General features: G+C 46.3%; 25 protein-coding genes. 9 read left to right on the forward strand and 16 right to left on the reverse strand.

Features of this window, described 5'->3' with window-relative positions; translation table 11 throughout:
• Nucleotides 1-67: 67 nt before the first annotated feature.
• Genes KNP93_RS02505 through KNP93_RS02520 form a run of 4 tightly spaced genes read right to left on the reverse strand, consistent with a single transcriptional unit; the run spans nt 68 to nt 2827 of the window.
• A complete protein-coding gene (locus tag KNP93_RS02505; protein ID WP_131502092.1) occupies nt 68-967 on the reverse strand; it encodes a hypothetical protein in 900 nt (299 codons plus the stop codon).
• 37 nt (nt 968-1004) lie between these two features.
• Nucleotides 1005-1613, reverse strand: coding sequence for a YtpR family tRNA-binding protein (ytpR, locus tag KNP93_RS02510; protein WP_214852926.1), 609 nt, complete (start codon nt 1611-1613; stop codon nt 1005-1007).
• A 53-nt stretch (nt 1614-1666) separates the two neighbouring features.
• The gene (locus KNP93_RS02515) at nt 1667-2464 is read right to left on the reverse strand and encodes a DUF1444 domain-containing protein (RefSeq protein ID WP_214852929.1); all 798 of its coding nucleotides are present in this window, start codon (nt 2462-2464) and stop codon (nt 1667-1669) included.
• A 54-nt stretch (nt 2465-2518) separates the two neighbouring features.
• The gene (locus KNP93_RS02520; RefSeq protein ID WP_131972375.1) at nt 2519-2827 is read right to left on the reverse strand and encodes a thioredoxin family protein; all 309 of its coding nucleotides are present in this window, start codon (nt 2825-2827) and stop codon (nt 2519-2521) included.
• 124 nt (nt 2828-2951) lie between these two features.
• Between KNP93_RS02520 and KNP93_RS02525 the strand changes: the two genes are divergently transcribed.
• Nucleotides 2952-3242 carry a hypothetical protein gene (locus KNP93_RS02525; protein WP_026827701.1) on the forward strand — a complete coding sequence of 97 codons (291 nt, stop codon included), beginning with the start codon at nt 2952-2954 and terminating at the stop codon, nt 3240-3242.
• A gap of 99 nt (nt 3243-3341) precedes the next feature.
• On the opposite strand, the gene KNP93_RS02530 is transcribed toward KNP93_RS02525, so the two are convergent.
• Nucleotides 3342-4355, reverse strand: a complete 1014-nt coding sequence (locus KNP93_RS02530; protein WP_214852932.1) for a PTS sugar transporter subunit IIC — start codon at nt 4353-4355, stop codon at nt 3342-3344.
• Between the two features lie 131 nt (nt 4356-4486).
• A complete protein-coding gene (locus KNP93_RS02535) occupies nt 4487-5557 on the reverse strand; it encodes a M42 family metallopeptidase (RefSeq protein WP_131502097.1) in 1071 nt (356 codons plus the stop codon).
• Between the two features lie 120 nt (nt 5558-5677).
• Here KNP93_RS02535 and KNP93_RS02540 point away from each other — a divergent pair, with 120 nt between their 5' ends.
• Nucleotides 5678-5980 carry a PepSY domain-containing protein gene (locus tag KNP93_RS02540; protein ID WP_012371126.1) on the forward strand — a complete coding sequence of 101 codons (303 nt, stop codon included), beginning with the start codon at nt 5678-5680 and terminating at the stop codon, nt 5978-5980.
• Nucleotides 5981-6038: 58 nt separating this feature from the next.
• Nucleotides 6039-6395, forward strand: a complete 357-nt coding sequence (locus KNP93_RS02545; RefSeq protein ID WP_188004604.1) for a DUF1304 domain-containing protein — start codon at nt 6039-6041, stop codon at nt 6393-6395.
• Nucleotides 6396-6460: 65 nt separating this feature from the next.
• Here the strand turns inward: KNP93_RS02545 and KNP93_RS02550 are convergent, their stop codons facing one another.
• Together KNP93_RS02550 and trmB are read right to left on the reverse strand one after the other, a co-directional pair.
• On the reverse strand, nt 6461-6976 hold the full coding sequence (locus KNP93_RS02550) for a hypothetical protein (RefSeq protein WP_131502099.1): 516 nt from the start codon (nt 6974-6976) through the stop codon (nt 6461-6463).
• 115 nt (nt 6977-7091) lie between these two features.
• Entirely contained in the window at nt 7092-7733 is a 642-nt protein-coding gene (gene trmB / locus KNP93_RS02555; RefSeq protein WP_114595216.1) for a tRNA (guanosine(46)-N7)-methyltransferase TrmB, read from the reverse strand.
• A gap of 175 nt (nt 7734-7908) precedes the next feature.
• Here trmB and KNP93_RS15915 point away from each other — a divergent pair, with 175 nt between their 5' ends.
• The 3 genes from KNP93_RS15915 to budA all read left to right on the forward strand — a co-directional run bounded on the left by KNP93_RS15915 (nt 7909) and on the right by budA (nt 10598).
• The gene (locus KNP93_RS15915; protein WP_426353925.1) at nt 7909-8010 is read left to right on the forward strand and encodes a cytochrome bd oxidase small subunit CydS family protein; all 102 of its coding nucleotides are present in this window, start codon (nt 7909-7911) and stop codon (nt 8008-8010) included.
• Nucleotides 8011-8173: 163 nt separating this feature from the next.
• On the forward strand, nt 8174-9868 hold the full coding sequence (gene alsS, locus KNP93_RS02560; protein ID WP_214852936.1) for an acetolactate synthase AlsS: 1695 nt from the start codon (nt 8174-8176) through the stop codon (nt 9866-9868).
• Between the two features lie 16 nt (nt 9869-9884).
• Complete coding sequence (gene budA / locus KNP93_RS02565) at nt 9885-10598, forward strand: acetolactate decarboxylase (RefSeq protein WP_214852940.1); 714 nt, start codon at nt 9885-9887, stop codon at nt 10596-10598.
• A gap of 86 nt (nt 10599-10684) precedes the next feature.
• Here budA and KNP93_RS02570 read toward each other — a convergent pair whose 3' ends face one another.
• From KNP93_RS02570 to pepV, 6 genes are all read right to left on the reverse strand, one after another.
• Nucleotides 10685-11488, reverse strand: a complete 804-nt coding sequence (locus KNP93_RS02570) for a phosphotransferase family protein (RefSeq protein WP_131502102.1) — start codon at nt 11486-11488, stop codon at nt 10685-10687.
• Between the two features lie 51 nt (nt 11489-11539).
• A complete protein-coding gene (gene pulA, locus KNP93_RS02575) occupies nt 11540-13714 on the reverse strand; it encodes a type I pullulanase (RefSeq protein ID WP_251138596.1) in 2175 nt (724 codons plus the stop codon).
• Nucleotides 13715-13738: 24 nt separating this feature from the next.
• On the reverse strand, nt 13739-14605 hold the full coding sequence (locus tag KNP93_RS02580; protein WP_131502104.1) for a hypothetical protein: 867 nt from the start codon (nt 14603-14605) through the stop codon (nt 13739-13741).
• Between the two features lie 13 nt (nt 14606-14618).
• The gene (thpR, locus tag KNP93_RS02585; protein WP_131502105.1) at nt 14619-15131 is read right to left on the reverse strand and encodes an RNA 2',3'-cyclic phosphodiesterase; all 513 of its coding nucleotides are present in this window, start codon (nt 15129-15131) and stop codon (nt 14619-14621) included.
• Between the two features lie 5 nt (nt 15132-15136).
• Nucleotides 15137-16282 (reverse strand): MFS transporter, encoded by a 1146-nt coding sequence (locus KNP93_RS02590; protein WP_188004609.1) that lies wholly within the window; start codon nt 16280-16282, stop codon nt 15137-15139.
• A gap of 90 nt (nt 16283-16372) precedes the next feature.
• On the reverse strand, nt 16373-17770 hold the full coding sequence (gene pepV, locus KNP93_RS02595) for a dipeptidase PepV (protein WP_214852943.1): 1398 nt from the start codon (nt 17768-17770) through the stop codon (nt 16373-16375).
• 306 nt (nt 17771-18076) lie between these two features.
• On the opposite strand from pepV, the gene KNP93_RS02600 reads away from it, so the two are divergent.
• Both KNP93_RS02600 and KNP93_RS02605 read left to right on the forward strand, forming a co-directional pair.
• The gene (locus KNP93_RS02600; protein ID WP_012371138.1) at nt 18077-18295 is read left to right on the forward strand and encodes a DeoR family transcriptional regulator; all 219 of its coding nucleotides are present in this window, start codon (nt 18077-18079) and stop codon (nt 18293-18295) included.
• A 110-nt stretch (nt 18296-18405) separates the two neighbouring features.
• On the forward strand, nt 18406-19038 hold the full coding sequence (locus tag KNP93_RS02605) for an SDR family oxidoreductase (protein WP_131502108.1): 633 nt from the start codon (nt 18406-18408) through the stop codon (nt 19036-19038).
• 79 nt (nt 19039-19117) lie between these two features.
• Here the strand turns inward: KNP93_RS02605 and KNP93_RS02610 are convergent, their stop codons facing one another.
• Both KNP93_RS02610 and KNP93_RS02615 read right to left on the reverse strand, forming a co-directional pair.
• Entirely contained in the window at nt 19118-19837 is a 720-nt protein-coding gene (locus KNP93_RS02610; RefSeq protein WP_131502109.1) for a pseudouridine synthase, read from the reverse strand.
• Nucleotides 19824-21488 carry a putative polysaccharide biosynthesis protein gene (locus KNP93_RS02615; protein ID WP_131972371.1) on the reverse strand — a complete coding sequence of 555 codons (1665 nt, stop codon included), beginning with the start codon at nt 21486-21488 and terminating at the stop codon, nt 19824-19826. The genes KNP93_RS02610 and KNP93_RS02615 overlap by 14 nt, the downstream gene beginning before the upstream one ends.
• 184 nt (nt 21489-21672) lie before the next feature.
• Here KNP93_RS02615 and KNP93_RS02620 point away from each other — a divergent pair, with 184 nt between their 5' ends.
• Nucleotides 21673-22932: a BaiN/RdsA family NAD(P)/FAD-dependent oxidoreductase gene (locus KNP93_RS02620; protein WP_188004614.1), complete on the forward strand. Its 1260-nt coding sequence runs from the start codon at nt 21673-21675 to the stop codon at nt 22930-22932.

Here is a 22932-nt window from a genome sequence, read left to right on the forward strand (position 1 = left end):
ATTCACGTTCCGGTCCGTACCATCGGGCTTGGGTACAAAACCTGTACCATTATAGCAAACCGACTTATTATTTACCATTTAAATTATTTTGTTCCCGACGTGCACGATACATGGCCATCAAGTCTTTCGTCGTCATCACGACGTTTACCGGTGGTCCGACCGGTTTTTTAATTTGAACCGACTGGTCTGTAGGTACCTTTTCTGCCCCACTATTTTCTACTTTGATTTCAGCGACTAAATCGTTTTCAGCAGAGGGCAGTTCTTCTACCTGTGTGACCGGTTCCTCCGTTTTGTGATCAACGTGTAAAGTACCTGTTGATAACTGGACAGGTTCCGCATCTTCTCCGTGAACAGCGTGCTCTTTCAAAGTCATTTCAGACTTTTCTTCCACAGGACTCTCTTCGGTTAATTCTTCCATCGTCTCTTCTTTACTCATTTCTTCTGTAGCAGGATTTTCTAACGCTTGAACGGTATCGTTTACTTCAACAATATCGTCTGCTGCAGGAAGAGAACTTTCCGTCGTCACTTCTGCTTCGACTTGTTCTTCCGAAACATCTGACGGAGAATTTTCTTCGATTGTCGGTTCTGGAACGAGGATGTCTGCATCTGTCGTCGGCACTAAGCCAGCATCCGCTTCGGTTAGATCCGTCTGTTCCATCGTCTCGATCCGCGACTCTTCGTTCAATTCTGATGTCTCATGTTCAAGCGACTCTTCTGATTTTTCCTCTTCCTGTACACTTGAAACATCGACTTCAGATTCGTCAGAATGGATTTCCTCTTGGATCGACCGTTGCTTTCTAGGTCGTTGGAATCCGTAAATAGGCGATGGAACATCCGTCAACACGAAACGATCTTCACGCTCTTCTTTTTTAGGCCGTTCAACGGGTTTTGTTTCTTTTTCGCCTGCTAATTCACGTCGAATTCGTGCTGCCTGTTCCTTTAACGACTGTTCATAACGATTGCTCATTCCCTCACCCCTCCATCTTGTTAAAAAATCGGCCGAATTATCGACCGATTAAAAATGCTTCTCCCGTTTTCGCCGTATCCTCAAGGACAAGAATTCCTTTTTCCTGCGGTGCATCCGGCAATGCGAGTTCCCGTGCAGAACAAAGCATTCCGCTCGAAGCCACTCCACGTAACGCGGACGGACGAATGATTAATCCGGACGGCATGACTGCGCCAGGTTTAGCGACCACTACTTTTTGTCCGGCAGCAACGTTTGGTGCTCCACAGACGATTTGCAATGTCTGACCATCCACCTCTACTTGACAGACCGACAACTTGTCCGCATCTGGATGTTTTTCAGCAGATGCTACGAATCCGACTACGAATTTAGGGGAATAATCAATTTCACGTGCTTCGAAATCGACTCCGTTTTCTCCTAGTACGCGTTGAACCGTTTCAACAAGTTCCGGTGTCAATTCGACCGGTCCTACAGCGTTCAATGCAAACTGCTTTGATGCTTCGAAGATGTTATAGCCAATGACGTCTTCGCCATGGAAAATCGTTGCTACATCGCCTTTTCTTTCGGCAGTGATTTCAGCGCGTGGTGCATCTGCCAAGATGACCATCAGGACGTCCCCGACACCTTCTTTATTATAAAAAACATTCATGCAATCCATGACTCCCTTCAAACTTTCTCACAATGCCTATTGTAGCAGATTATTCAACTTTTCGGATGCTTGTTTTTTGCAAGAACGAAGACAGGTTCCAGTTTACCTTCTTCATACATGAACGGAAGCGCCGTTACCGGAACCCGTCCGTTCGTGAAGAAATCGAACATCAATTGTTGTAAAACATCGTATCCTGAATCATTTCGGATATCGGCAAAAATCAGCACATCCTGATGCGGAATCCCGACAGCAAACTCACCTGTCATTTTTTCAGCGTAATCGCTCAATAATTGTTTATTTAAGACACGACTTGCTTCATATCCATCACCCGTACTCAGGAAGTAAAAGATGTTCCCGGCTACTTCGTCCATTTTAAAGGGGGCTTCCAGTGTTTTTAAATTAAAGCGGGCTGCTTCTGACAAATGTTCGGTCGTCCACCCTGCCTGATGTAACAATTCTTCGTCAATCAACCGGTACGTGGCACCTAAATCAAGCGCGTACATGATTTTCGTTTCACCGGTATGGGGGGTGCTGATGATTTTCTTACCATCTTTCGTTTCATCCGCAAAAGATTTTGCCCGAATGACCGGAAAGACTTGTTGCTCATGACCAATTAAAGAAACCGGTTCCGTCTGTTCCAAAACGGCTTTGATGTATTCGATTGTCTCTTCGACTGCGATGACACCGCGACGCTTCGCTTTCGCTACAAGTGGATTTAATCCCAGATCGACTCCTGTACGATCTTTTTTCCGTTCGATGCGAAGCACCGATTTTTCACGATCGAAATACGTTGTATAGTGGGTTGTATCAAATGCCTCAGTAACAAGGCGACGAATTTGTTGTAGTTCCATGAATCCATTTCATCCTTTCCTATTAAAAAAAGCGAGTCAGCACTCGCTTTTGTCTCAGACTGTTTCTAAAAAGGCTGTAACCTGTTCAGGTGTTTTTCGTTCTTTCCCGACATAACGACCTGTCTCTTCATTTTCACGATACGCGACGAAACTCGGGATTCCGAAGATGTCCATTTCCTGGGCAATTTCAATGTGCTGATCGCGATCGACGTAATAAAAATTGAATTCATTAAACGTCTGTTCCATCTCCGGCATGAACGGATCTAAAAACCGGCAATCCGGGCACCAATCCGCCGAGAAAAGGAAAATCGATTTTTCTTTTTTTGCTTGGTCAAATTGTTCTTTTGATTCTAATTTTTCCATCTGTTACACTCCCTCAATACTTGCTTTTTCATTGGGTTCATCATAGCATATTCGAATGTTTCTGTGCGTTTTGGCGCTCTGTTTGCTATACTGCAACTAGAAAATGTCCTGAAAGGAAATTATTATGACTGATCAACCTGTTAAACATCCTTTCGAACGATTTGTAGGTTTTGTCGGCATGACAAGTTGTCTCCGATATGGATATTCGTTCATCGATTCCGAGCGTAGCCTGCCTCAAATTCTTATTTTTCTTGTGGTCGGATTCGCCATCATCATGTTACTCGAAGCCATCGGGAAACGGCTCGCCAGAAAATTACCAATCGTTCGGATGCGTTACTTGATTCCGCTCTATCTATTGTACTTGTATGTCTTTTTCACAAGTTTTTACTCCAGCTCGTTTGGTTTTTCCCTGTAAGTATACGTATGTAAAGAGAAACAGGCGGTGGATGCGCATCCACCGCCTGTTTCTCTTTCTTTGCCTCTTTCAAAAAGCCAATGAACAAGCATATTCTCATTAGTACTCGATTTTCAAATCTCCGTCTTTAATCCGTCCCATGCGATGAAGGGCCCGATAAATCAAATAACTCAGCAGCGCTGGTGCCAGAAAACATAAAACAAAGACAGCTAAATAATACTCCGCTTCAAATCCCATCGTTTTTAACATCATCAGCGGACCGACAAGTCCGCTTGTCCCCATACCCGATCCTTCAGGATTACTTTCGAGTGTCAACAAGACGGTCGCGAACGGTGCGAGCAGTGCTCCCGCCAGTGTCGGCGGGACAATCGTCCATGGATTTCGAATGATATTACCCACTTGTAACATCGACGTGCCGATTCCTTGGGCAATGAATCCACCAATCCCGTTATCCCTGTAACTGATGACACCAAATCCGATCATCTGTGCCGCACAGCCAATCGTTGCAGCACCGGCCGCCAGTCCGTCAAGACCTAACATGATACCGAGGGCAGCACTTGAAATCGGAGCTGTTAAGGCGAGACCCATGACGGTCGCGACAAAAATCCCCATGATCAAGGGTTCTCTTTCTGTTCCCCACCGGATGACTTCTCCTAAATCGGTCATCAATGTTCCAATCCAAGCTCCGACGTACTTACCACTCACAAAACCGACGAGCAACGTGATCAATGGCGTCAAGATGATATCAAGACGCGTCGTCTTTGAAATCAATTTTCCGATTTCGGTAGCAATGACCGCTGCGACATAACTTCCGGCAGGGCCTCCTGCTTCATAACCAAATGCACCGACAGCAACGGCAGAAAACAAAACAAGTGGTGGCGCTTCAAGTGCAAACGCGACAGCCACTCCGATTGCCGGACCCGTCAGCGCGATTGCCTGTTCTCCGACCGTAACGAGCATTCCCGCTTCAATACCTCTTTCAATCAATCCTTCACCTATCGTCTTTAAAATTAATCCCATAATCAAAGAACTGAATAACCCTAATGCCATATAGCTGAGCACTGTAATAAAATATACTTTCGGACTAAGTAAAATCCCTTTTCTTTTTAACAAGATGCCACTTCCTTCTGTTTGAAATCAGATTCATTATAACAAACCCCCAAAAAAGGTCATACATTTGTTTTTCATGTGACAAGACAGTCGGGATGTAAAAAGAGGATGCACAAAGGCATCCTCCATTATCTTCATTTGATTTGTAATGTTGCGAGCGTCGTCGCATCGAGTTGCGTGACAAGTTTCTTGAGCAATTCTTTTGCCGCATCGTAGTCATCCGTGTGCATGATCGAGGCATGCGTATGAATATAACGTGCCGGAAGACCGACAACCGTCGTCGGAATACCGTTGTTTGAACGATGAATGACTCCCCCGTCCGTTCCGCCTGCACCAACATAGTATTGATACGGAATCTTGTTCGATTCTGCCGTATCGAGAACATAATCTGTCATTTCTTTCGATAAAATCATGACGCTGTCCTTAATCCGTAACAACGGTCCTTGACCGAGCTGACCAAATTCTGTTTTATCACCTGAAGCATCGTTGGCCGGTGAGGCGTCGACGACAAAGGCAACATCCGGATCGATCAGATTCGTTGCTGTTTGTGCGCCGCGTAAGCCGACCTCTTCTTGAACCGTCGCTCCTGAGAATAAGATGTTTGGATGATCCGACGCTGTCGTCTCTTCCAACAACTCGATCGCCATACCGACGCCGTACCGGTTATCCCATGCTTTCGCCATGATTTTTTTAGGATTGGCCATCGGTGTGAACGGGAAGAACGGAACAGCCGGAATACCCGGACGGATGCCGAAAGATTCCGCTTCTTCTTTTGAGTCTGCCCCGACATCGATGAACATATCTTTGATTGCCATCGGCTTATTCCGGACTTCATCCGTCAATAAATGTGGTGGTATCGAGGCAATGACACCGGGAATGATGCCGTTATCCCCACAAATCGAGAACCGTTGTGCGAGCAGTACCTGACTCCACCAACCGCCGAGCGGTTGAATCCGGAGCATGCCGTTTTTCGTAATCTGCGTTACCATGAAGGCCACTTCGTCCATATGACCGGCAACCATAACCTTCGGACCATTTTCCTGTCCCGTCCGTTTGCCAAAAATCGAACCGAGACCGTCCATGACGATTTCATCCGTCACCGGTGTAATGCGTTCTTTGACAAAGCGTCTGACATCGTGTTCAAATCCAGGTGCACCATTTAATTCTGTCAACGTTCGAAACAAGTCTCTTGTTTTTTCATTCATATGTATCGCCCCCTGTTCATTCATTATACAAAATTTTGCTTCAATCACTTAACCTTTTGTTTCTCACTGGACGAATTATTTGGTACAGTAGGAATAGAACCTGTAAGGAGGGGAATTTTAATGAAAAAACGCTATTGGATTATCGGTCTCGCAGCAGCGGTCGTTGCCGCTTTCGCAGTCAAGAAGGCTGTCGACAACAAACAACTCTCTGCCGAGGAAGCGCTCGAAATCACGAAACGCACATTTTCAGCAAAAGGACGTGTCCAAGGTGCATGGATCTCTGCAACACCAGAGGCGTACGCATACGAGTCACGTGACTACCAAAGCTACAAAGGTGGCATCTCGGTCCTTGAAGGTGACGATGAAAAAACGTATCAATTCACAGTTGATGCGGAAACAGGTGCTTTACTCGAATACGCATAATAGACGGACCATACTTCGATCGACGAAGTATGGTCTTTTAAAAGAAAGGAGTCTCGACATGTCTTTACTCGCTATCTTCTTTGTACTGCTAGTCGCTGTGGAACATTTTTATATCATGGTACTTGAAATGTTTCTTCTATCATCTAAGTCTGCCAAACGTACATTCGGACTGACCGAAGAAGCGGTCTCAAATCCGCAAATCCGGACATTATTCGCCAATCAAGGTCTTTACAACGGTTTTCTTGCCGCCGGTCTGATCTTCGGACTGATTCTTGATTCCCCGGCTGTTCAGTTGTATTTCCTCGGATGCGTCATCGTTGCTGCCCTTTACGGTGCAGCTACTGCAAATGTCTCGATTCTTTTCAAACAAGGACTTCCAGCCATCATCGCTTTTTTACTCGTTTTATTTATCTAAAAAAAATCCCTTGTCCGTCCCGACGAATCGGGTCAGACAAGGGATTTTCATTTGTTTAAAAAAGATTAACGCGGGTTATCATTACGCTCGTAGATCGGGTTCATGTATTCCGTAGTAGAGTACAGACGCGGTACAACAACGTATAGCATGATAGCTGGTACAGCAATTAATAAGATCATGAGTAACATCGGCAACCAGTAGACTACTTTTTGGTGCAGGTTATCCGAGTTGCTGTCAATGTATTCTTTGACGCCGTCTACTTTAGCCGCATCTGCGCTTGTAAGTAATTTACCGCTGTCTGCGTTAAAGAAATGGATTTCACGTTTGATCGTGATGAAGATTCCATCACGAACAGTCTCGATTACCGCGATTCCGCCGATAATCTGTTCACCTTTTTCACCAGTGAATGTTTTTGGATCTTCAATTTCTACAGAACCTTTTTTATAGTCGTAATGTGTACTCTTCAAATCCTCGTCAAGTGCTTTTTGCATAGATGACGTATCAATCGCAGCGAATACCGATTGTCCGATACTCAATGCGAGAAAGAGTGCCGTTACGAAGGCTAAGCTTTTTTGCCACATCCCCAATTTCCCCCTTTACCTGTAAATACAGTTCTTCAGTCAACAACATTGTACCAATTAATAAGAAAAAAGTGTGAAAGAAATGCTAGGAAAATAAGAAAACTTTTTGTCTAAATTATTTCGTATATGTTGCTTCCATCCGATAAATCGGTTGACCCAGTGCTGAAAAACGTTCTTCGTATTCCGTTCTGACGTTATTTTCCGGCTCATTGGCATGTAAATCAAGCGACATCCAATCGAATGTCATGCCGTAAGCAGACATCGTCATCAGACTGGATTCAAATAATTTCCGGTTATCCGTCTTAAAATGAATCTGCCCTTTTTCCGGTAAAATATCTTCATACGTCGCTAAAAACGTTTTGTACGTCAAGCGGCGTTTGGCATGGCGTGATTTCGGCCAAGGATCGGAGAAGTTCAAATAAACACGGGCAACCTCTCCTTTTTCAAAGAAGTCACGCAAATCTTTTGCATCAACCGTCAAGACACGAACGTTTTCAAGTGGTTCTTCCACCATCTTTTGAACGATTGCGACCGCAACGCTTTCAAACAACTCGATCGCGATAAAGTTGACCTCCGGATACTGTTTTGCCATCCCTGTGATGAAGGCCCCTTTGCCTGACCCGACTTCGATGTAAATCGGATTTTCATTTTTAAATTCATTCGACCAGTTTCCTTTTAAAGTCGACGGGTCTGCTATATAGATGGAGGATTGCTCTTTCATATAATCCAGCGCCCATGGTTTGTGGCGTAAACGCATATTGTTCATCCTTTCGATTCTTAAATTATCCGCAGATAAGTTTATCATGATTCGGGTAAATATATAAGATGTTCTTGATTGACGCCAAAAAGAAAGTTCAGCAGATCGTCACTTGAGAATAACTGAGCAATCTACTACACTTACAGTACAAAGTTTCTTGAAGGAGGTTTTAATGATGGATGACTTCTTAATTGCCTGGGGTTCTCCGATCGTCCTTGTCATGGGTGTAGCAGCCCTTTTTGTTTGGGCGACATTCGGGAAAGTTAATGCGGAATAATGCTGACGTGTCAGACATCTTGTGTAGATCACAAGGTGTCTTTTTTAGTTTCTGAACGATTCACCTTGGTTTCTCACTAAAACAGATGTATACTTTTCACGAAACAGTTTTTATATTACAGCTATCGAACAACCAAAACTACTGGTAGAAAAGGAGAATTGTAATGATTGAAAAACAAAACAGCGAATCAGAAGAATTAGTACAGAAGAAAACAGGGGCCGATTTGGTCGTGGATACTCTCATCGAACAGGGTGTCGATTACATTTTCGGAATTCCTGGAGCTAAAATTGATTCTGTCTTTAACGTTTTGCAAGACCGCGGACCAGAACTGATCGTCGCACGTCATGAGCAGAACGCTGCTTTCATGGCGCAGGCGATCGGTCGCTTGACGGATAAATCCGGTGTGGTTCTTGTCACGTCAGGACCAGGTGCTTCGAATCTTGCGACCGGTCTTGTCACGGCAAACTCTGAAGGCGATCCTGTCGTCGCGATTGCCGGCGCCGTCACAAGAGCTGATCGTTTGAAACGAACACATCAATCGATGGATAACCAAGCACTGTTCAAACCGATCACGAACTTCAGTGCTGAAGTTCAAGATGCCGACAACATTCCCGAAGTGTTATCCAATGCTTTCCGGACGGCCGAAACGACATCAGGTGCTGCGTTCGTCAGCATTCCGCAAGATGTCGGATTAAATGAAGCAAACGTCACTTCGTTTAAAGCCGTCCAAACCCCTAAACTCGGAATTGCACCGGAAGAATGGATCGATGAGACAGCTACCTTAATCGAACAAGCGAAATTACCGGTCTTATTACTTGGTATGCGTTCCAGTCAACCCCGTGTCGTCGAAGCAATCCGTGCTTTGTTAACACGCGTTTCGATTCCAGTCGTTCAGACATTCCAAGCGGCCGGCACACTGTCGCGCGAGCTTGAATCCAATTTTTATGGCCGAGTCGGTCTTTTCCGTAACCAACCGGGAGATGCTTTGCTTGCTGAAGCCGATCTTGTCTTGTCGATCGGATACGATCCAATTGGGTACGATCCGAAATTCTGGAATCAACCGTCTCAGGAGCGGATATTAATCCACCTCGATCAAATGCGGGCTGAAATTGATCATTTCTATCGTCCTGACCGCGAGCTTGTCGGTGATGTCGCAGCAACCATCAATGCTTTATCAGAACGGTTAAACGCATTGACACTTCCAGAAAGTTCAACTGAGTTTTTACGTGGTCTTCAACAACGGTTGGAAGAACGGGACATCCCGCCAATCGTCAAAGACTCGCCACTCACTCATCCGCTTTACTTTATGAAAACGTTACGCGAACAAATTGCTGACGATGTGACGGTCACAGTCGATGTCGGTTCACATTATATTTGGATGGCGCGTCACTTCCGTTCGTATGAACCACGTCACCTTCTATTCAGTAACGGGATGCAGACGCTTGGTGTTGCATTACCATGGGCGATTGCGGCGACACTCGTTCGTCCCGGTAAAAAAGCCGTCTCGATTTCCGGAGATGGCGGCTTCCTCTTTTCTGCAATGGAACTGGAGACGGCAGTCCGTCTGAATGCCCCGCTCGTCCATTTCGTCTGGCGTGACAGCGGCTTTGATATGGTAGCATTCCAGCAGGAAATGAAGTACAACCGAAAATCCGGTACATCGTTCGGTGAAGTCGATTTAGTGAAATATGCTGAAAGTTTTGGTGCAAAAGGACTTCGTGTCAATCATCCGTCAGAGCTCATCTCGGTCATGGAAGAAGCATGGCAAACAGACGGTCCTGTAATCGTTGATGTCCCGATTGACTACAGCGATAACATTACACTCGGCAAAGAGGTACACTTGGATCAACTGAACTGATAAGGAGATGGAAGCGATGCAACACGAGGATACGTTACTTCAGATTTCGACAATGATGGCTTTACTCGACGGCGTGTTCGAAAGTGAGACACGCTACGAGTCTATTCTTCCCGGACATGATTTCGGGATCGGAACATTTGATCATCTCGACGGGGAAATGATCGGTTTTGATGGTTTCTTTTATCAATTACGGTCGGACGGCAGTGCCCGTCCACTCGATCCGGAGACGACGACGCCGTTCTGTTCTCTGACACGATTTGTTCCGGAACAGTCGTTGTCCGTGAAGCAAACGATGACGAAAGCTGATTTCGAACACTGGTTAAGTGAGCAGCTGAGTACAGTCAACAGCTTTTACGCGGTACGGATTGAAGGACGATTTTCCGAGGTCAAGACACGGACCGTCGTCCGACAGGAAAAACCCTTCCGTCCGATTACTGAAGCCGTCGCGACACAAAGTGCCCGGACATTCGAACAAATTGACGGGACGCTGGCCGGTTACTTCACACCCCGGTTCGGTCATGGAATCGCAGTCGCAGGTTATCATCTTCATTTCATCGACCAGGAACGAAGCGGTGGAGGACATGTTTTCGACTATACGGTACAGGACGTGACGGTCACGTTTGAAGAAAAACCAAGGCTGGATTTACGTTTGCCGACGACAGAAGCTTATCGTCAAGCGGATCTCGAAAGTCACGATATCGAAAAAGAAATACAAATTGCTGAAGGCTAAAAAAATGTGCGGACACAGAATGATTCTGTGTCCGCACATTTTTTTAGCCTTTAAAGCTCGTTATATCGAAAGTACCCAGCGCTGATTTAATCTTCCTGCTCCATCTCAAGCAGTTGGGCCAAGAAAAGATAACTCTCTGCTGCATCCGGATGCACGGTATCTTCATACCAATAAATTGAGAGTACCGCCTGAGCCACGACATACCAATACATCCGCTGCTTCAGATCTGCCGTCAACGGATGTCCGTAATTCGCAAACCATTCCGGCCAACACTCTTCGTCGACATAACTGTATAACATCATTCCAAGATCATAAGCACGATCCGCAATGATGGCATCATCCCAATCATTAAGATACAGATGTCCATCTGTTCCGACCAACCAGTTATTATGATTCAAATCCGAGTGACAAACGACTTGCTCGTCCGTTCTAACAAAAGGTAATTGTTCTGACAGATAGTCGATTGCCTGTTCAATCAATTCCGGTTGTTCCAGTTCAGCAGGTTGAAAATACAGCCGGCATTGCCGTAAAAGTTCATCCGGTTCGATCGGACGCTGATCCAGTTGTTGTAACATGAACAGCAATTCCTTCGAGTCATGAATTTTTCCGAGCAACCTTGCGACTTCCGGCCGTTCCATCATTTCCGGTTCCAGTTCTTGCCCCTCAATGAATTGTTGGGCACTGATGACATCTCCGCTATAAATCCGCTTCGTCCAAAGCAGCTTCGGTACGATTCCATCCGCTGATAAAATCGCCAAAAATGGCGAGGAGTTTCGTTTTAAAAAGAGTTTTGACTGCCCTGTCGAGGCAATATATGCTTCTCCCGTGATTCCGCCTGCTGGCGTAAGGGTCCAGCCTTCGCCAAGCGCATCTAAAATATCTAATTCCATTATAATCCGCTCAACTTTTTAGTAGATTTGCCTTAAGGCACAATGATTATCTTAACATGTGGCGATCGTTGTTGACAACGGAAGGACCGTGATCTGCGAAACACCCTTTTCAAGTGGCGTAACGGATGCTTCGTTGCCGTGGACATGTACATTCCATCTCGGATGATCGAGCACAATTTCAATTTTTTCAAACGTCACATTATGAACGACAAGCGTCCGTTGCCAGGCATCATATGAATGAACGGCCCCTACTTCGTAGGCGATGACACCCGGATGCATCGGCAAAAAATGCATCAGTTCTTGCACCTGGTTGGCTCGGTGTAATCGGAATCCTCCGTGCATTCGACGGATTTGTAAGATATTTTTTAAATAATCGACCATATGCGCATGGCGATCGCGTAACGTCCAATCCATCCGATTGATCGTATCAGGTGCATTGTAACTGTTCTCGACCCCTTGTTTTGTCCGTCCGAACTCCTGTCCGGCGTGAATAAACGGAATACCGGCCGCTAAGAAAATAATCGTCTGAGCCAGTCGACTCATTTGTAACCGTGTCACTTCATCCAAATCCGGTCGGGCGAGCGCTAACTTATCATACAAGGTATGGTTGTCATGTGCTTCGACATAATTGATCGAATACGTCGGCTCAGGAAAACGCCCGGTCGTTTGACCGTCCAATGTGATACTCCCGGCCATCCCGTTTCGCACTTCCCCTTCCCACCAACCATTACCCGATACAAAACCACAATCCGTTTCATTGAACGTCGAGCCTTTTAACGCATCCCGGAAAACATCGTTAAAATGACCAATCCGAGGCATTTGCGAAGCAACTGAACTGATGGCCTTTTGACGTTGCGGTAAAGGTGTCGCCAAGTCCCAGCCTTCTCCATAAACAAGAATGGTCGGATCGATATGATCCAATGCTGCCCGGACATGGTTCATCGTCTCAACATCATGAATCCCCATCAGGTCAAAGCGAAAAGCATCCACCTGAAAAATGTCCGCAAAATACGTCAGGCAATCAACAATCATCCGTCTCATCATAAACCGTTCCGATGCCGTATCATTCCCGACACCTGTTCCGTTGGCAAGTGTCCCGTCCACTTCGTAACGGAAATAGTAACCCGGTACCAGATGTTCGAGTGCGGATTGCTCCCGAATATAGACATGATTCATGACAACATCAAACGTCACCCGAATTCCTGCCGCGTGCAACTGTTCGATCATCTCGACATATTCAAGAATCCGGACTTTCGGATCAGTCGGGTTACTGGCATAACATCCGGTCAGTGAAAACCATTGAACAGGATCATATCCCCAGTTATAAGGAAGACGACTGACTTCCTCTGTCGTCGTAAACAGGTGAACCGGTAACAATTGAAGATGGGTCACCCCCAACTCAAGTAAATAATCAATGCCTGTCGAACGTCCTTCCGGTGAAACGGTTCCTGTTTCCGTCATCCCCATGTATTGTCCGGGATGATGCGAGCCGGAAGACGAATCAATCGTAAAATCCCGGATATGCGCTTCATAAATGATGGCATCTGTCGGTTTGATCAACAGCGGCCGTTTTTGTCGATGCGGAAACTGCCGGTTAATTTCTTGCTCGACATCAAGCAAAACAGCAAACTGTCCATTTACGCTGACTGCCTTTGCATAAGGATCGACGACTTCATGTGTTCCCCGATACGTCGTGACCCGGTAACGGTAAAGGCTGTTTTCCCATGTTCGGGGAACTACTAAACGATACGCCCCACGTTCTTGCCGTTCGAAGTCCCGGCTGTCGATTTCGACACCGGCTTGATCGTAGCGAATACACTCCAACCTCTCTGCCAGCGGTGACCAGACGTATAAAGAAATCATTTCCGTGTCATAGACGGCACCTAAAGGTCCTTCATAACTGTATTTGTGGTCGAATCCCGCCGTTTGGACAATCCGGTTCGGCAATACACGGACTCGTTCCTGATCGGGTAAGATGATTTCATAACACCGTTCTACTTCAACCGCCCGGTCGAGCAGCAGTGTCAATTTGATTGTTCCGTCCGTATCTTCTCGACGTTCAATGAAATAGTTCATCGGCTGACCATCACAGACGAGCAAAAACTCACCTTGTTCAACCGGTGTCGTCGTCTCCATTAGAATGGTTTGAAATGTCACGAACTCAACTGAACACAATCCGACTTGCTGCGTTTCCGATTCATTATTTACCATCTGTTTACGCGACAATCAAACATCTTGCCGCTTCCCTCCCTATTTTTGAATCCGCCCGTTTTCTTGACTGTTCAGCGCCATTTGAAAGGTCACCGAAACCGTTTCTTTTAAGATCTGTTCGCATACCCGCATTTGAGAAGCTTTTGTATGCACAGCCGACAAATTCATTTTCCGTAGCCAATCCGTGAAGTCCACCTTACTGACATATGTCGTCGTTGTCTCTTTCGGAATTTGATCGAAGTAACCTTGCGATGCAATGACAACACGTTCGATTGGTAATATGAATTCGGAACCTAGAATCAATCGCAGAATATCCTCCGTCCGCTTTAAGCTGATTAATGGATTGACGATATTCTTTGGCGGGGCTTTAAAGGGTTGTTCCCGCCACAGTTTATTTCGCTTGATATGATAGATACTTTCTTCCCCGTCTAACCAGTCCAGTATATAGATGGCAGAAGGTCCTACGACAAACGGACTGAGTTCAACCTCTCCTTGCTGGTATTGAATGACGGCACGATAAAACATGCCGAATTGATCGTTCAAGAGATGCAACATTTGATAAAAGTCAAGATGGCGTCTTAAAGGCAAGCGCCAGATGTCTTCTTCCGTCGCTCCGCCTGCCACGTAAATTAATTTTTGGACTTCTACTCGCTTTTTATACCATTTATCAAACGCCGGCTTTGAGATTTGTTTTCCCGGCACCTGAAACCTCTCTGGTTTTTTAAAAGGCTGCCACCATTTTTTCGGCCGAATGATCGTCTCACCCGGAAACAGTTCACCCGACTCCCATTTTTTAAGGACATTCGCATAATCCACCAGCTGTTGTTCTTTGAAACGCTTCGAAGCTTCCAACGGATTTCGTTCATATCGGCTTTCTAAATCATAAAGTTTCATCAATAATGCCAATCATATCACCTCGTTATTTCTTCCCAAATGGAAATCGTGTGTCTGCCTGATACCGCGGCTGATCGTCGGGGCAAATCTGATACAGAACGATTTCATTGACATTCAAGCTGCCGCCAGGTGTTTGTTCGGGTGGATGGAGCGCCACTTCTTGATTCCACTTCTTCGCAAGAGTAATGTGCGGAACAAACGGTTTAGCCGGATCCGGATCAATCCGTCGGGCAAGCTGAAACAGTTTTTCCTCATATGCCGGTCCGACGGCAAAGACACGAGGCCTCTCGGCTGATCCAAACCGTTCAAGGTGATCTAATTTCAAGGTAAAAGCAAAAGTGAGCTGAGCAATTTCCGTCAGTTGACGTCGCCAATTTCTCAACTCGTCCTCTGTTAACGTTCCTAAAAAACGTAGCGTCAGATGATACTCGCCTGATTCGTACACCGTTTTGTAATAACGGCCAAGCGCTAGAGGAGCCGCGAATCGCGTCAACATCTCGTCAGCAACCGGGATAGCGATGAAGTAGTGTTTTTGCATACGGATCACTCCTTGATTTTTGAGCTGACCAGATACAAACAAGCACCTAACAAGCTACTACCTGTATATACCCAAAATACGGCATAGATGGTCCATTGATCAAAAACAATCCCACTCATTAAATTAAACAATGCCGTCGCAAGACCGGTCGTCGTCGCCATATATGTACTGACTGCCGTCGCCACTGTCGAAGGTGGAACGAGCGAGCGAACATATTCAAGTGCGACCGGAATCAACAGACCGATGATGAATCCTTGTAATGCTGCCAATATCCAGAGTGTAAAAATCGGCGGCTCAAGCGCCAGTATCCCTGTCCGTACCGCGGATAAAACAGAGATGAACACCAGGACAGGAATCGGTCCAAACCGCATCATGACACGCGTCGCAACCCGCATGAACGGTATTTCGCATAAGACAGCGACAAAAAAAAGTGTTCCGACGAGTGCTGTTGATTCCCCACGAATCGTCACATAACTTCCAAAGTAATAGTTATTCGCAAAAATTGGTCCGAATACTAAACTTCCACCTGCTAAAAATAGTAAAAAACGTTTGTTTGAAAATAACGATTTCAGCGGAATATGTTCACGCTCGACGGTCGAAACCGGCGTTTCTTCAATTCCGATCAACACAAGAAATCCAAGAACAAGCGCAGCTCCGCTAGCATAAAAAATCGCACCGAGTGATCCTTGTTCCGTTACCTGTCCAAGGATAAAGACAGCCAGTGCAAAACCGGCGGAACCAAATAAGCGTAATGCTCCGTAGTCGACTGATTTTCTTTTTGAAAATTCGATGGCCAACGTATCGACAAGCGGAATATGTGCACACTGGAACAATGCCCAAAGTGAAGAAATTAATAACAGGAATAAGTAGACAGACGTCAATAAATAACTGAGCGTTAAGAGCCCCGCAGCGAGTAAAGCCACTAACAACAGACGTTTCGGTCGTCCGAAGCGGTCTGCCGCCATGCCCCAAACCGGTTGTAAAACAATTGATAACACTGGACCTACTGCAACAATCGTTCCGATTTCGGATGCCGATAATTGAAAGGCATCATTGGAAAAATAGAGTGCCAAGTATGGAATAAGTGCACCTTGCCCAAAGAAGATGAAAAAATAAAGGGCTTGAAAATGATATTTTTGACGATGGATCACAACTGAGTCTCCTTCAAGAATCAATCCCCCTATCACAACGGATTTGGGGGATTCATTTCGTTATACTATTTTTTTAAGATGCACTGATGCTTATTTCGCCAATTCGTAAATCGCCTCTGCATAGATGGCAACGGCTAATAAGAGTTCTTCAAAATCAACATACTCATCCACCTGGTGCGCGACTTCCGGTCCACCAGGGAAAACAGGTCCAAATGCGACACCTGCTGTCAATGAACGGGCATAGGTTCCGCCGCCGATCGCAATTAAGTCGGCCTTTTGATTCGTTTGCCGTTCGTAAACCGCACTGAGCGTCCGGATCAGTTCATGGTTCGGATCGACGTGATGCGGTGGCATATGCGTCCGTGTTTGAAGTTCGAATCCGTATGCAATCGCGGCTTCTTTAATCAATTGCAACCGTTCTGTGAAATCGGCACTGTAAGGGTAACGGATATTGATTGAAGCTGTCCCTTGTCCGTTTTCGTAACGGAACACTCCACCGTTGATCGTCAGGTCGCCTGTTTCATCAGATGCCGCCACTCCGAGTGCAACACCGCGTGAGTCGCGGAACATGTGCACGATCATTTCAAGATAACGGCGGCCGCTGTAATCCAAGTGGAGCGTATGCAAGAAACGCGCCAGATGAAGGGCGGCATTTTTCCCGTTGTCCGGTTCCATCGCATGGGCGGCGACGCCAATCACATCAAAAATGAGGCCTTCTGCCGTCTCCTTGATTGTCCCTGTCACACCTTGCTTTTCTAAATACTGGTGGAAATCTTCTTCAACCGTTCCCCGCTCAGCGACATGTACCGTCGCTGTCGCGTGACCCGGTACCATATTCGGACGTTCTCCGCCTTCGAAGCGAATCAGTTGGTAGCCTGTATCTGCGGCTTTAACCGGTTTACCTTGAGTCAGCAGACCATCGTACAATCCTTTTTCTGCATTGATGATTGGAAAATCAGCATCCGGTGCAAATCCAAGCGTCGGCATTTCTTCATGCTTGAAGTAATGATTCACACACCGCCATTCACTTTCTTCGTCCCCGCCGGCAATCAGACGAATTCGTTTTGAAAGCGGAAGTCCCAACTCTTTAACGATTTTTAAGGCATAATATGCTGCCATCGTCGGTCCTTTGTCATCAATCGCACCCCGCGCAATCAATTTTCCGTCAGCCAATGTCGGATTAAATGGGCCGTACGTCCAGTTATCCCCGCCCGCTGGGACGACGTCCAAGTGGCAAAGAATACCGAGCAATTCATCTCCTTGACCATATTCAAGGTGACCGGCATACCCATCAACGTTTTTCGTGATGAATCCATCGCGGTTCCCGAGCGCGAGCATCCAATCGAGCGCACGTTTGACTTCGGTTCCGAATGGAGCTCCTTCCTGAATCGTTGTTTCATCGAGAATACTAGGTATGCGTAACAATTCCTTTAAATCAACTAAAAGATCTTCGCGTCGTGCCATGACTTCTTCTTTCCAATTGACCATATGACTTCTCTCCCTTATCCGCTGATTCGTTCACCTTTAAGTATAGCGAAAATTTGACAATTACGAACATCCAAAATACCAAATCTTTTGTTATTACGTTTTTAACGAACATTGAAAGATAAAAAACATCTTTCATTCGCTATTGGGTGTTGAAAGTTTGTGTTTTTTTTGCAAACGTTCGGTTAAATTACTTGCATTCTATACTAAAAGAGTTATACTAAAGGCGAAACAACTTAATTAATCATCGTCTTTTGTCACCCGAAGCTTTAGAACACTATTCTATCCATTGGGGGAGTGGTTATACCAATGAAAGATTCTACAGACCGTATGTTGACCCGGATTAAATCGATTTATCTCTATATCAATGAGAACGGAGCTACTACGACAGCAGACTTGGTTGAAGAGTTCGGCATTACTTCAAGGACCGTCCAGCGTGACTTGAATGTGCTTGAATACAACAACCTCATTGTAAGCCCAAGACGCGGTACTTGGACATCAAGTAAAAAACAACGACAAGCCGGCTGATTAAGATGTTTCATCAGACTATTTTCTGTTACGACGCGAATCCTTCGCGTCTTTTTTTTGTTATTTTTTTTTCAGGCAGGGTATATCTAGTTTGAGAAGGAGATGATGAGATGAATATTTTAATTATTGGAGCAAACGGAACAACCGGGCGGAAAATGGTTGAGCTGATCGGCAAGCAAGGTCAGCATCAAGCCATCGCTGTAGTCCGGGAAGAAAACCAGATCAATGACTTGATTGCACTTGGAGCATCTGAAGTCCGCCTTGGTGATTTAACGAAAGATGTCACGGACGTCGTCAAAGATGCCGATGTTGTCATTTTCGCTGCTGGTGCCGGTGGCGCTTCCGAAGAATTGACACGTGCCGTTGACCAGGATGGCGCAATCAAAGTCATCGATGCGGCTAAAGCAAGCGGAATTGAGCGTTTCTTGATGCTCAGTTCAGTTGGCGCTGATCACCCGCAAGGTGATTTGAAAGTTTATCTGGAATCTAAGGGTGCGGCGGACCGTCATTTAAAAGACAGTGGCCTCGATTATACGATTGTTCGGCCGGGTCCACTCAGTTACGATGAGCCGAGCGGCTCGATCGAGACACAAGAACATTTTGATTCATATGAAGGACGCGAAGTCTCACGAGATGATATTGCGGCTCTGTTCGTCACATTGATTGATCATCCGACTCAAACACGTCAGTTTGAAGTACTCAGTGGTCCCTTCCCGATTGCGGAAGCCCTTCGTAACCAGTAATCGACAAAGAGGCTGGGACATAACTCGGCTTTAAATAAGTAAAGACCCTCGAAACTTTTTTCGTTTCGAGGGTCTTTACTTATTCCGGTTTCCAGTCGAACAGGGCTAATTCACCACGTGTGAGTTCCCGGTATTCGCCTGCTTCGAGTGTCGAATCGAGCGGCAGTTGTCCAATCGACAAGCGTTTCAAATACGTCACTTCTTTTCCGAGAGCCAACATCATCCGTTTGACTTGATGGAACTTCCCTTCGGTAATCGTCAGCTCGAGTGTAGACGTTTCATCCGTCGCTTCCAGGATGACCAGCTTTCCCGGTTTTGTTTTATACCCGTCTTCAAGCGTGACCCCTTCTGCAACTTCTTCCACGTCCTCTTCCGTCAGCGTACCGATGACTTCCGCATAGTAGACTTTTTCAACGTGTTTCTTCGGTGACATCAACGCATGATTAAAGGATCCGTCATTTGTCAACAGCAACAATCCTTCCGTATCCTTGTCGAGTCGTCCGACCGGAAAGGGTTTAAAGTACGTCACATCTTCAAACAGTAAATCAATGACGGTTTGATCCCGCTTATCTTCAGTCGCACTGATTACGCCCGGCGGTTTGTTCATCATCAAGTAGATGAACTTTTGATACGTGACCGGTTCCCCGTATAAAAGTACGTGTTGCTGTTCGGTATCAACATGTTGCTTCGGATCATACACGATTTCTCCGTCAACTTGAATCGCACCGGATTTGAGTAATTGTTTTACTTCTTTCCGCGATCCGGCTCCCATGTTTGAGAGTAATTTATCTAGACGCATTTCCTCGTCCTCGTTTCATTGAAAATTTTCTTCCTAATACAGCTTCCGCTAATCCGCTCCAAATGGCAAGACCTGCAAAGACGACGATTCCAATTCCTGCTCCGACGATTAAAATGACGAGCGAACCGACCGTCGTAGCGGGTAACATGACCGATAATCCCCATTTCACCAGCGCGACGCTCGCACCCATGATGGCACTGATGATCATGATCAGTGACGTCCGGCGTAAGACCGTACTGAACGGAAACTGAACCGTTTGCGTAATCCGGAAGAACATCAATCCCGTCGCGACGACGTATCCGAGAATCGTTGCATATCCGGCACCCGTTCCGTCTCCTGTCCAGTGAATCAGGGGAGCATTCAACAGATATTTCGTCAGCAATCCTGCCAATGTCGCAACAATCGTGAAATACTGCCGGTTGATGCCTTGTAATACAGCGGCCGTGACGGAATACAGCGCAAGGAACAGCGCACTTGGTGCATAACTCAATAAATAGACCCAGGCAGCCTGATCTTTCGGGAATAAGACATGGAACGTCTCTTCACTCAGCAAAATCATACCGACGACCGCTGGAATTGTTACGAAAAAGGCCAGTTGATAAATTTGCGAGATTTGTTTCCGGACTTTCCGCATATCCCCTTGTGTAAACGAGGCCGTCAACAATGGTGTCGCGGATAAGGATAACCCCGTCGCGACCGAAACCGGAATCAGGACAATCTTATGACTATCTGCAATCAGATAGGCCGTTGCATTCCCCGCTGCTTCCAGCGTGTAACCAATACTTTGTAAAGCCGCATTCATCGTGTTTTGATCAATGACCTGATAAAGCGGTGTTGATAACCCGACCATGACGATTGGGATCGCATACGTCAACAATTCTTTGTACAGTCCTGCTAACGGACGATCCGGCGATATCGTCGTCTGACCATCGCGTAAGGCTTTTAAACCGGGTGCACGTTTTCGGAAATAATAAACGAGTACGACAACACTGCCGATTGCCCCGATGAAGGCACTGAACGTCGCAATCGTTGCTGCCCACGCTGCATCCGTGTCAAACAGATAAATCGCGATGCTGACGCCGGCCAGTAAAAAGATGATTCGCACGATTTGCTCCAGGATCTGCGAAATCGCTGTCGGTCCCATCGATTGATACCCTTGAAAATAACCCCGTGTCATACTCATCGCCGGAATCAGAATCAAGGCAAAGCTGACACCACGGATCGTCATCGTGACAGCATCGACATATGAAGCCGAATCGACATCTCCTCCGGGTATTGCCCGGTGAGCCAAATACGGAGCCAGTAAAAATAAGGCCAGAAAGGAAACTACACCGGTGATGGACATGATTTTTAATCCGGATCGGTATAATCGTTCGCTTGTGTCGTATTCCCCCATCGCATTATACTTTGCGACGAACTTCGAAACGGCGACCGGAATACCGGCTGTTGCGAGACCAATCATGATGGCATAATAATTATAGGCATACGTGTAGAACATGATTCCCGTCGCTCCGACCATGAACTGAAACGGAAACAGATAAATCAGACCAAGGGCACGGGAAATGAGTGATGCACCGGATAACAACATCGTTCCACGAACGAATCCGGTATTACTGGATGAAGTTTCTTGCTTTTTGCTCACAGTCGACATGGATAACCTTCCTCGCACTTTCTATTTTTTCTTAACTCAATAAACGTCTCAATATACAAGTTCTCTCTTGCACAATTGCAAATCATTATACCGCTCAGCTTCCATAAAAGAAAGAGACGGTTTGTTTACAGTACAAACTTCTGCTAAAGTGAAACAAGCAGAATCCAACAAATGAGGTGACCACATGTATGATGTAATCGTAATCGGAGGCGGCCCAAGCGGTTTAATGGCAACGCTCGCCTCGTTACAAGCAGGCGCGAAGACGCTTTTGCTCGATAAAGGAAGTAAACTTGGACGAAAACTGGCGATTTCAGGGGGCGGTCGGTGTAACGTCACAAATCGCAAACCACTGGAAGAGTTGGTTCAATCGATTCCGGGAAACGGCCGTTTTCTCTATAGCGCCTTTTCGCAGTTCAATAACGAATCGATCATTGAACTGTTCGAAGGGTTTGGTGTCGCCCTAAAAGAAGAGGACAACGGACGGATGTTCCCTGTTTCCGATAAAGCGGCCGATGTCGTTCGTGTGTTGATTGATCAAATTCGTCAACACGGCGCCGAAATCCAAATCAATGCCGAAGTCGCAACCCTCGACTTTCATCCGGATGGTTCGTTTGCAGCCGTCTTGCTCGCTGACGGAACCCGCCTTGAAGCCAAAAGTTGTGTCGTCGCTGTCGGCGGACAATCGGTTCCCCACACTGGTTCAACCGGTGACGGCTATCCTTGGGCACGTAAAGCCGGCCATACGATCACGGAACTCTTTCCGACGGAAGTCCCGATTTTACTGAACGACACGTTCATTCAGGAAAAGACATTACAAGGTCTTTCCTTACGTGACGTTGCTCTGACCGTCCATGGCAAAAAAGACAAACCGATTAAAACGCATACCGGTGACCTCCTGTTCACGCATTTCGGTCTGAGTGGTCCGATTGCGTTACGGTGCAGTCAGTACACGATCAAAGAAAGAAAACGATCAGGTGAGCGAGTCGTCCATCTCTCGATCGATTTGTTCCCGGATGAATCAATCGGTGCGTTGACGGAACGATTCCAAGCCGCCCTTGCCGCTAATCCGAAAAAGACAGTCCGTAATGCGTTAAAAGGATTTGTTCCGGAACGGTTACTCGACCTGTTATTTGCTAAAATCGGTTTCGGTGATGAAGTGTGTACGCAAATTAAGAAGCAGGACTTCACCCAATTGTTAGCAACGCTCAAACGGTTCCCCCTTCAAGCAGTAGGAACACTCGACTTTGATAAGGCATTCGTCACCGGAGGTGGCGTTTCGATTAAGGAAATCCAGCCGAAAACGATGATGTCGAAAAAAGCAGACGGTCTCTTTTTCGCCGGCGAAATCCTCGACATTCACGGCTATACAGGCGGTTACAACATCACAGCCGCTTTCGTGACCGGACATTGTGCCGGAACGAATGCTGCCTTGACCGCATTATGA

It is taken from the genome of Exiguobacterium sp. s166 (genome assembly GCF_018618855.1).
Lineage (GTDB): Bacteria > Bacillota > Bacilli > Exiguobacteriales > Exiguobacteriaceae > Exiguobacterium_A.

Coding starts and splice junctions, on each gene's coding strand:
- budA (WP_214852940.1), top strand. CDS start 9,885: ATGCAACACGAGGATACGTTACTTCAGATTTCGACAATGATGGCTTTA.
- thpR (WP_131502105.1), bottom strand. CDS start 15,131: ATGCAAAAACACTACTTCATCGCTATCCCGGTTGCTGACGAGATGTTG.
- KNP93_RS02505 (WP_131502092.1), bottom strand. CDS start 967: ATGAGCAATCGTTATGAACAGTCGTTAAAGGAACAGGCAGCACGAATT.
- pepV (WP_214852943.1), bottom strand. CDS start 17,770: ATGGTCAATTGGAAAGAAGAAGTCATGGCACGACGCGAAGATCTTTTA.
- KNP93_RS02610 (WP_131502109.1), bottom strand. CDS start 19,837: ATGCGTCTAGATAAATTACTCTCAAACATGGGAGCCGGATCGCGGAAA.
- KNP93_RS02600 (WP_012371138.1), top strand. CDS start 18,077: ATGAAAGATTCTACAGACCGTATGTTGACCCGGATTAAATCGATTTAT.
- KNP93_RS02515 (WP_214852929.1), bottom strand. CDS start 2,464: ATGGAACTACAACAAATTCGTCGCCTTGTTACTGAGGCATTTGATACA.
- alsS (WP_214852936.1), top strand. CDS start 8,174: ATGATTGAAAAACAAAACAGCGAATCAGAAGAATTAGTACAGAAGAAA.
- KNP93_RS02545 (WP_188004604.1), top strand. CDS start 6,039: ATGTCTTTACTCGCTATCTTCTTTGTACTGCTAGTCGCTGTGGAACAT.
- KNP93_RS02605 (WP_131502108.1), top strand. CDS start 18,406: ATGAATATTTTAATTATTGGAGCAAACGGAACAACCGGGCGGAAAATG.
- ytpR (WP_214852926.1), bottom strand. CDS start 1,613: ATGAATGTTTTTTATAATAAAGAAGGTGTCGGGGACGTCCTGATGGTC.
- KNP93_RS15915 (WP_426353925.1), top strand. CDS start 7,909: ATGGATGACTTCTTAATTGCCTGGGGTTCTCCGATCGTCCTTGTCATG.
- KNP93_RS02525 (WP_026827701.1), top strand. CDS start 2,952: ATGACTGATCAACCTGTTAAACATCCTTTCGAACGATTTGTAGGTTTT.
- KNP93_RS02535 (WP_131502097.1), bottom strand. CDS start 5,557: ATGAATGAAAAAACAAGAGACTTGTTTCGAACGTTGACAGAATTAAAT.
- KNP93_RS02620 (WP_188004614.1), top strand. CDS start 21,673: ATGTATGATGTAATCGTAATCGGAGGCGGCCCAAGCGGTTTAATGGCA.
- KNP93_RS02570 (WP_131502102.1), bottom strand. CDS start 11,488: ATGGAATTAGATATTTTAGATGCGCTTGGCGAAGGCTGGACCCTTACG.
- KNP93_RS02550 (WP_131502099.1), bottom strand. CDS start 6,976: ATGTGGCAAAAAAGCTTAGCCTTCGTAACGGCACTCTTTCTCGCATTG.
- trmB (WP_114595216.1), bottom strand. CDS start 7,733: ATGCGTTTACGCCACAAACCATGGGCGCTGGATTATATGAAAGAGCAA.
- KNP93_RS02615 (WP_131972371.1), bottom strand. CDS start 21,488: ATGTCGACTGTGAGCAAAAAGCAAGAAACTTCATCCAGTAATACCGGA.
- KNP93_RS02520 (WP_131972375.1), bottom strand. CDS start 2,827: ATGGAAAAATTAGAATCAAAAGAACAATTTGACCAAGCAAAAAAAGAA.
- KNP93_RS02540 (WP_012371126.1), top strand. CDS start 5,678: ATGAAAAAACGCTATTGGATTATCGGTCTCGCAGCAGCGGTCGTTGCC.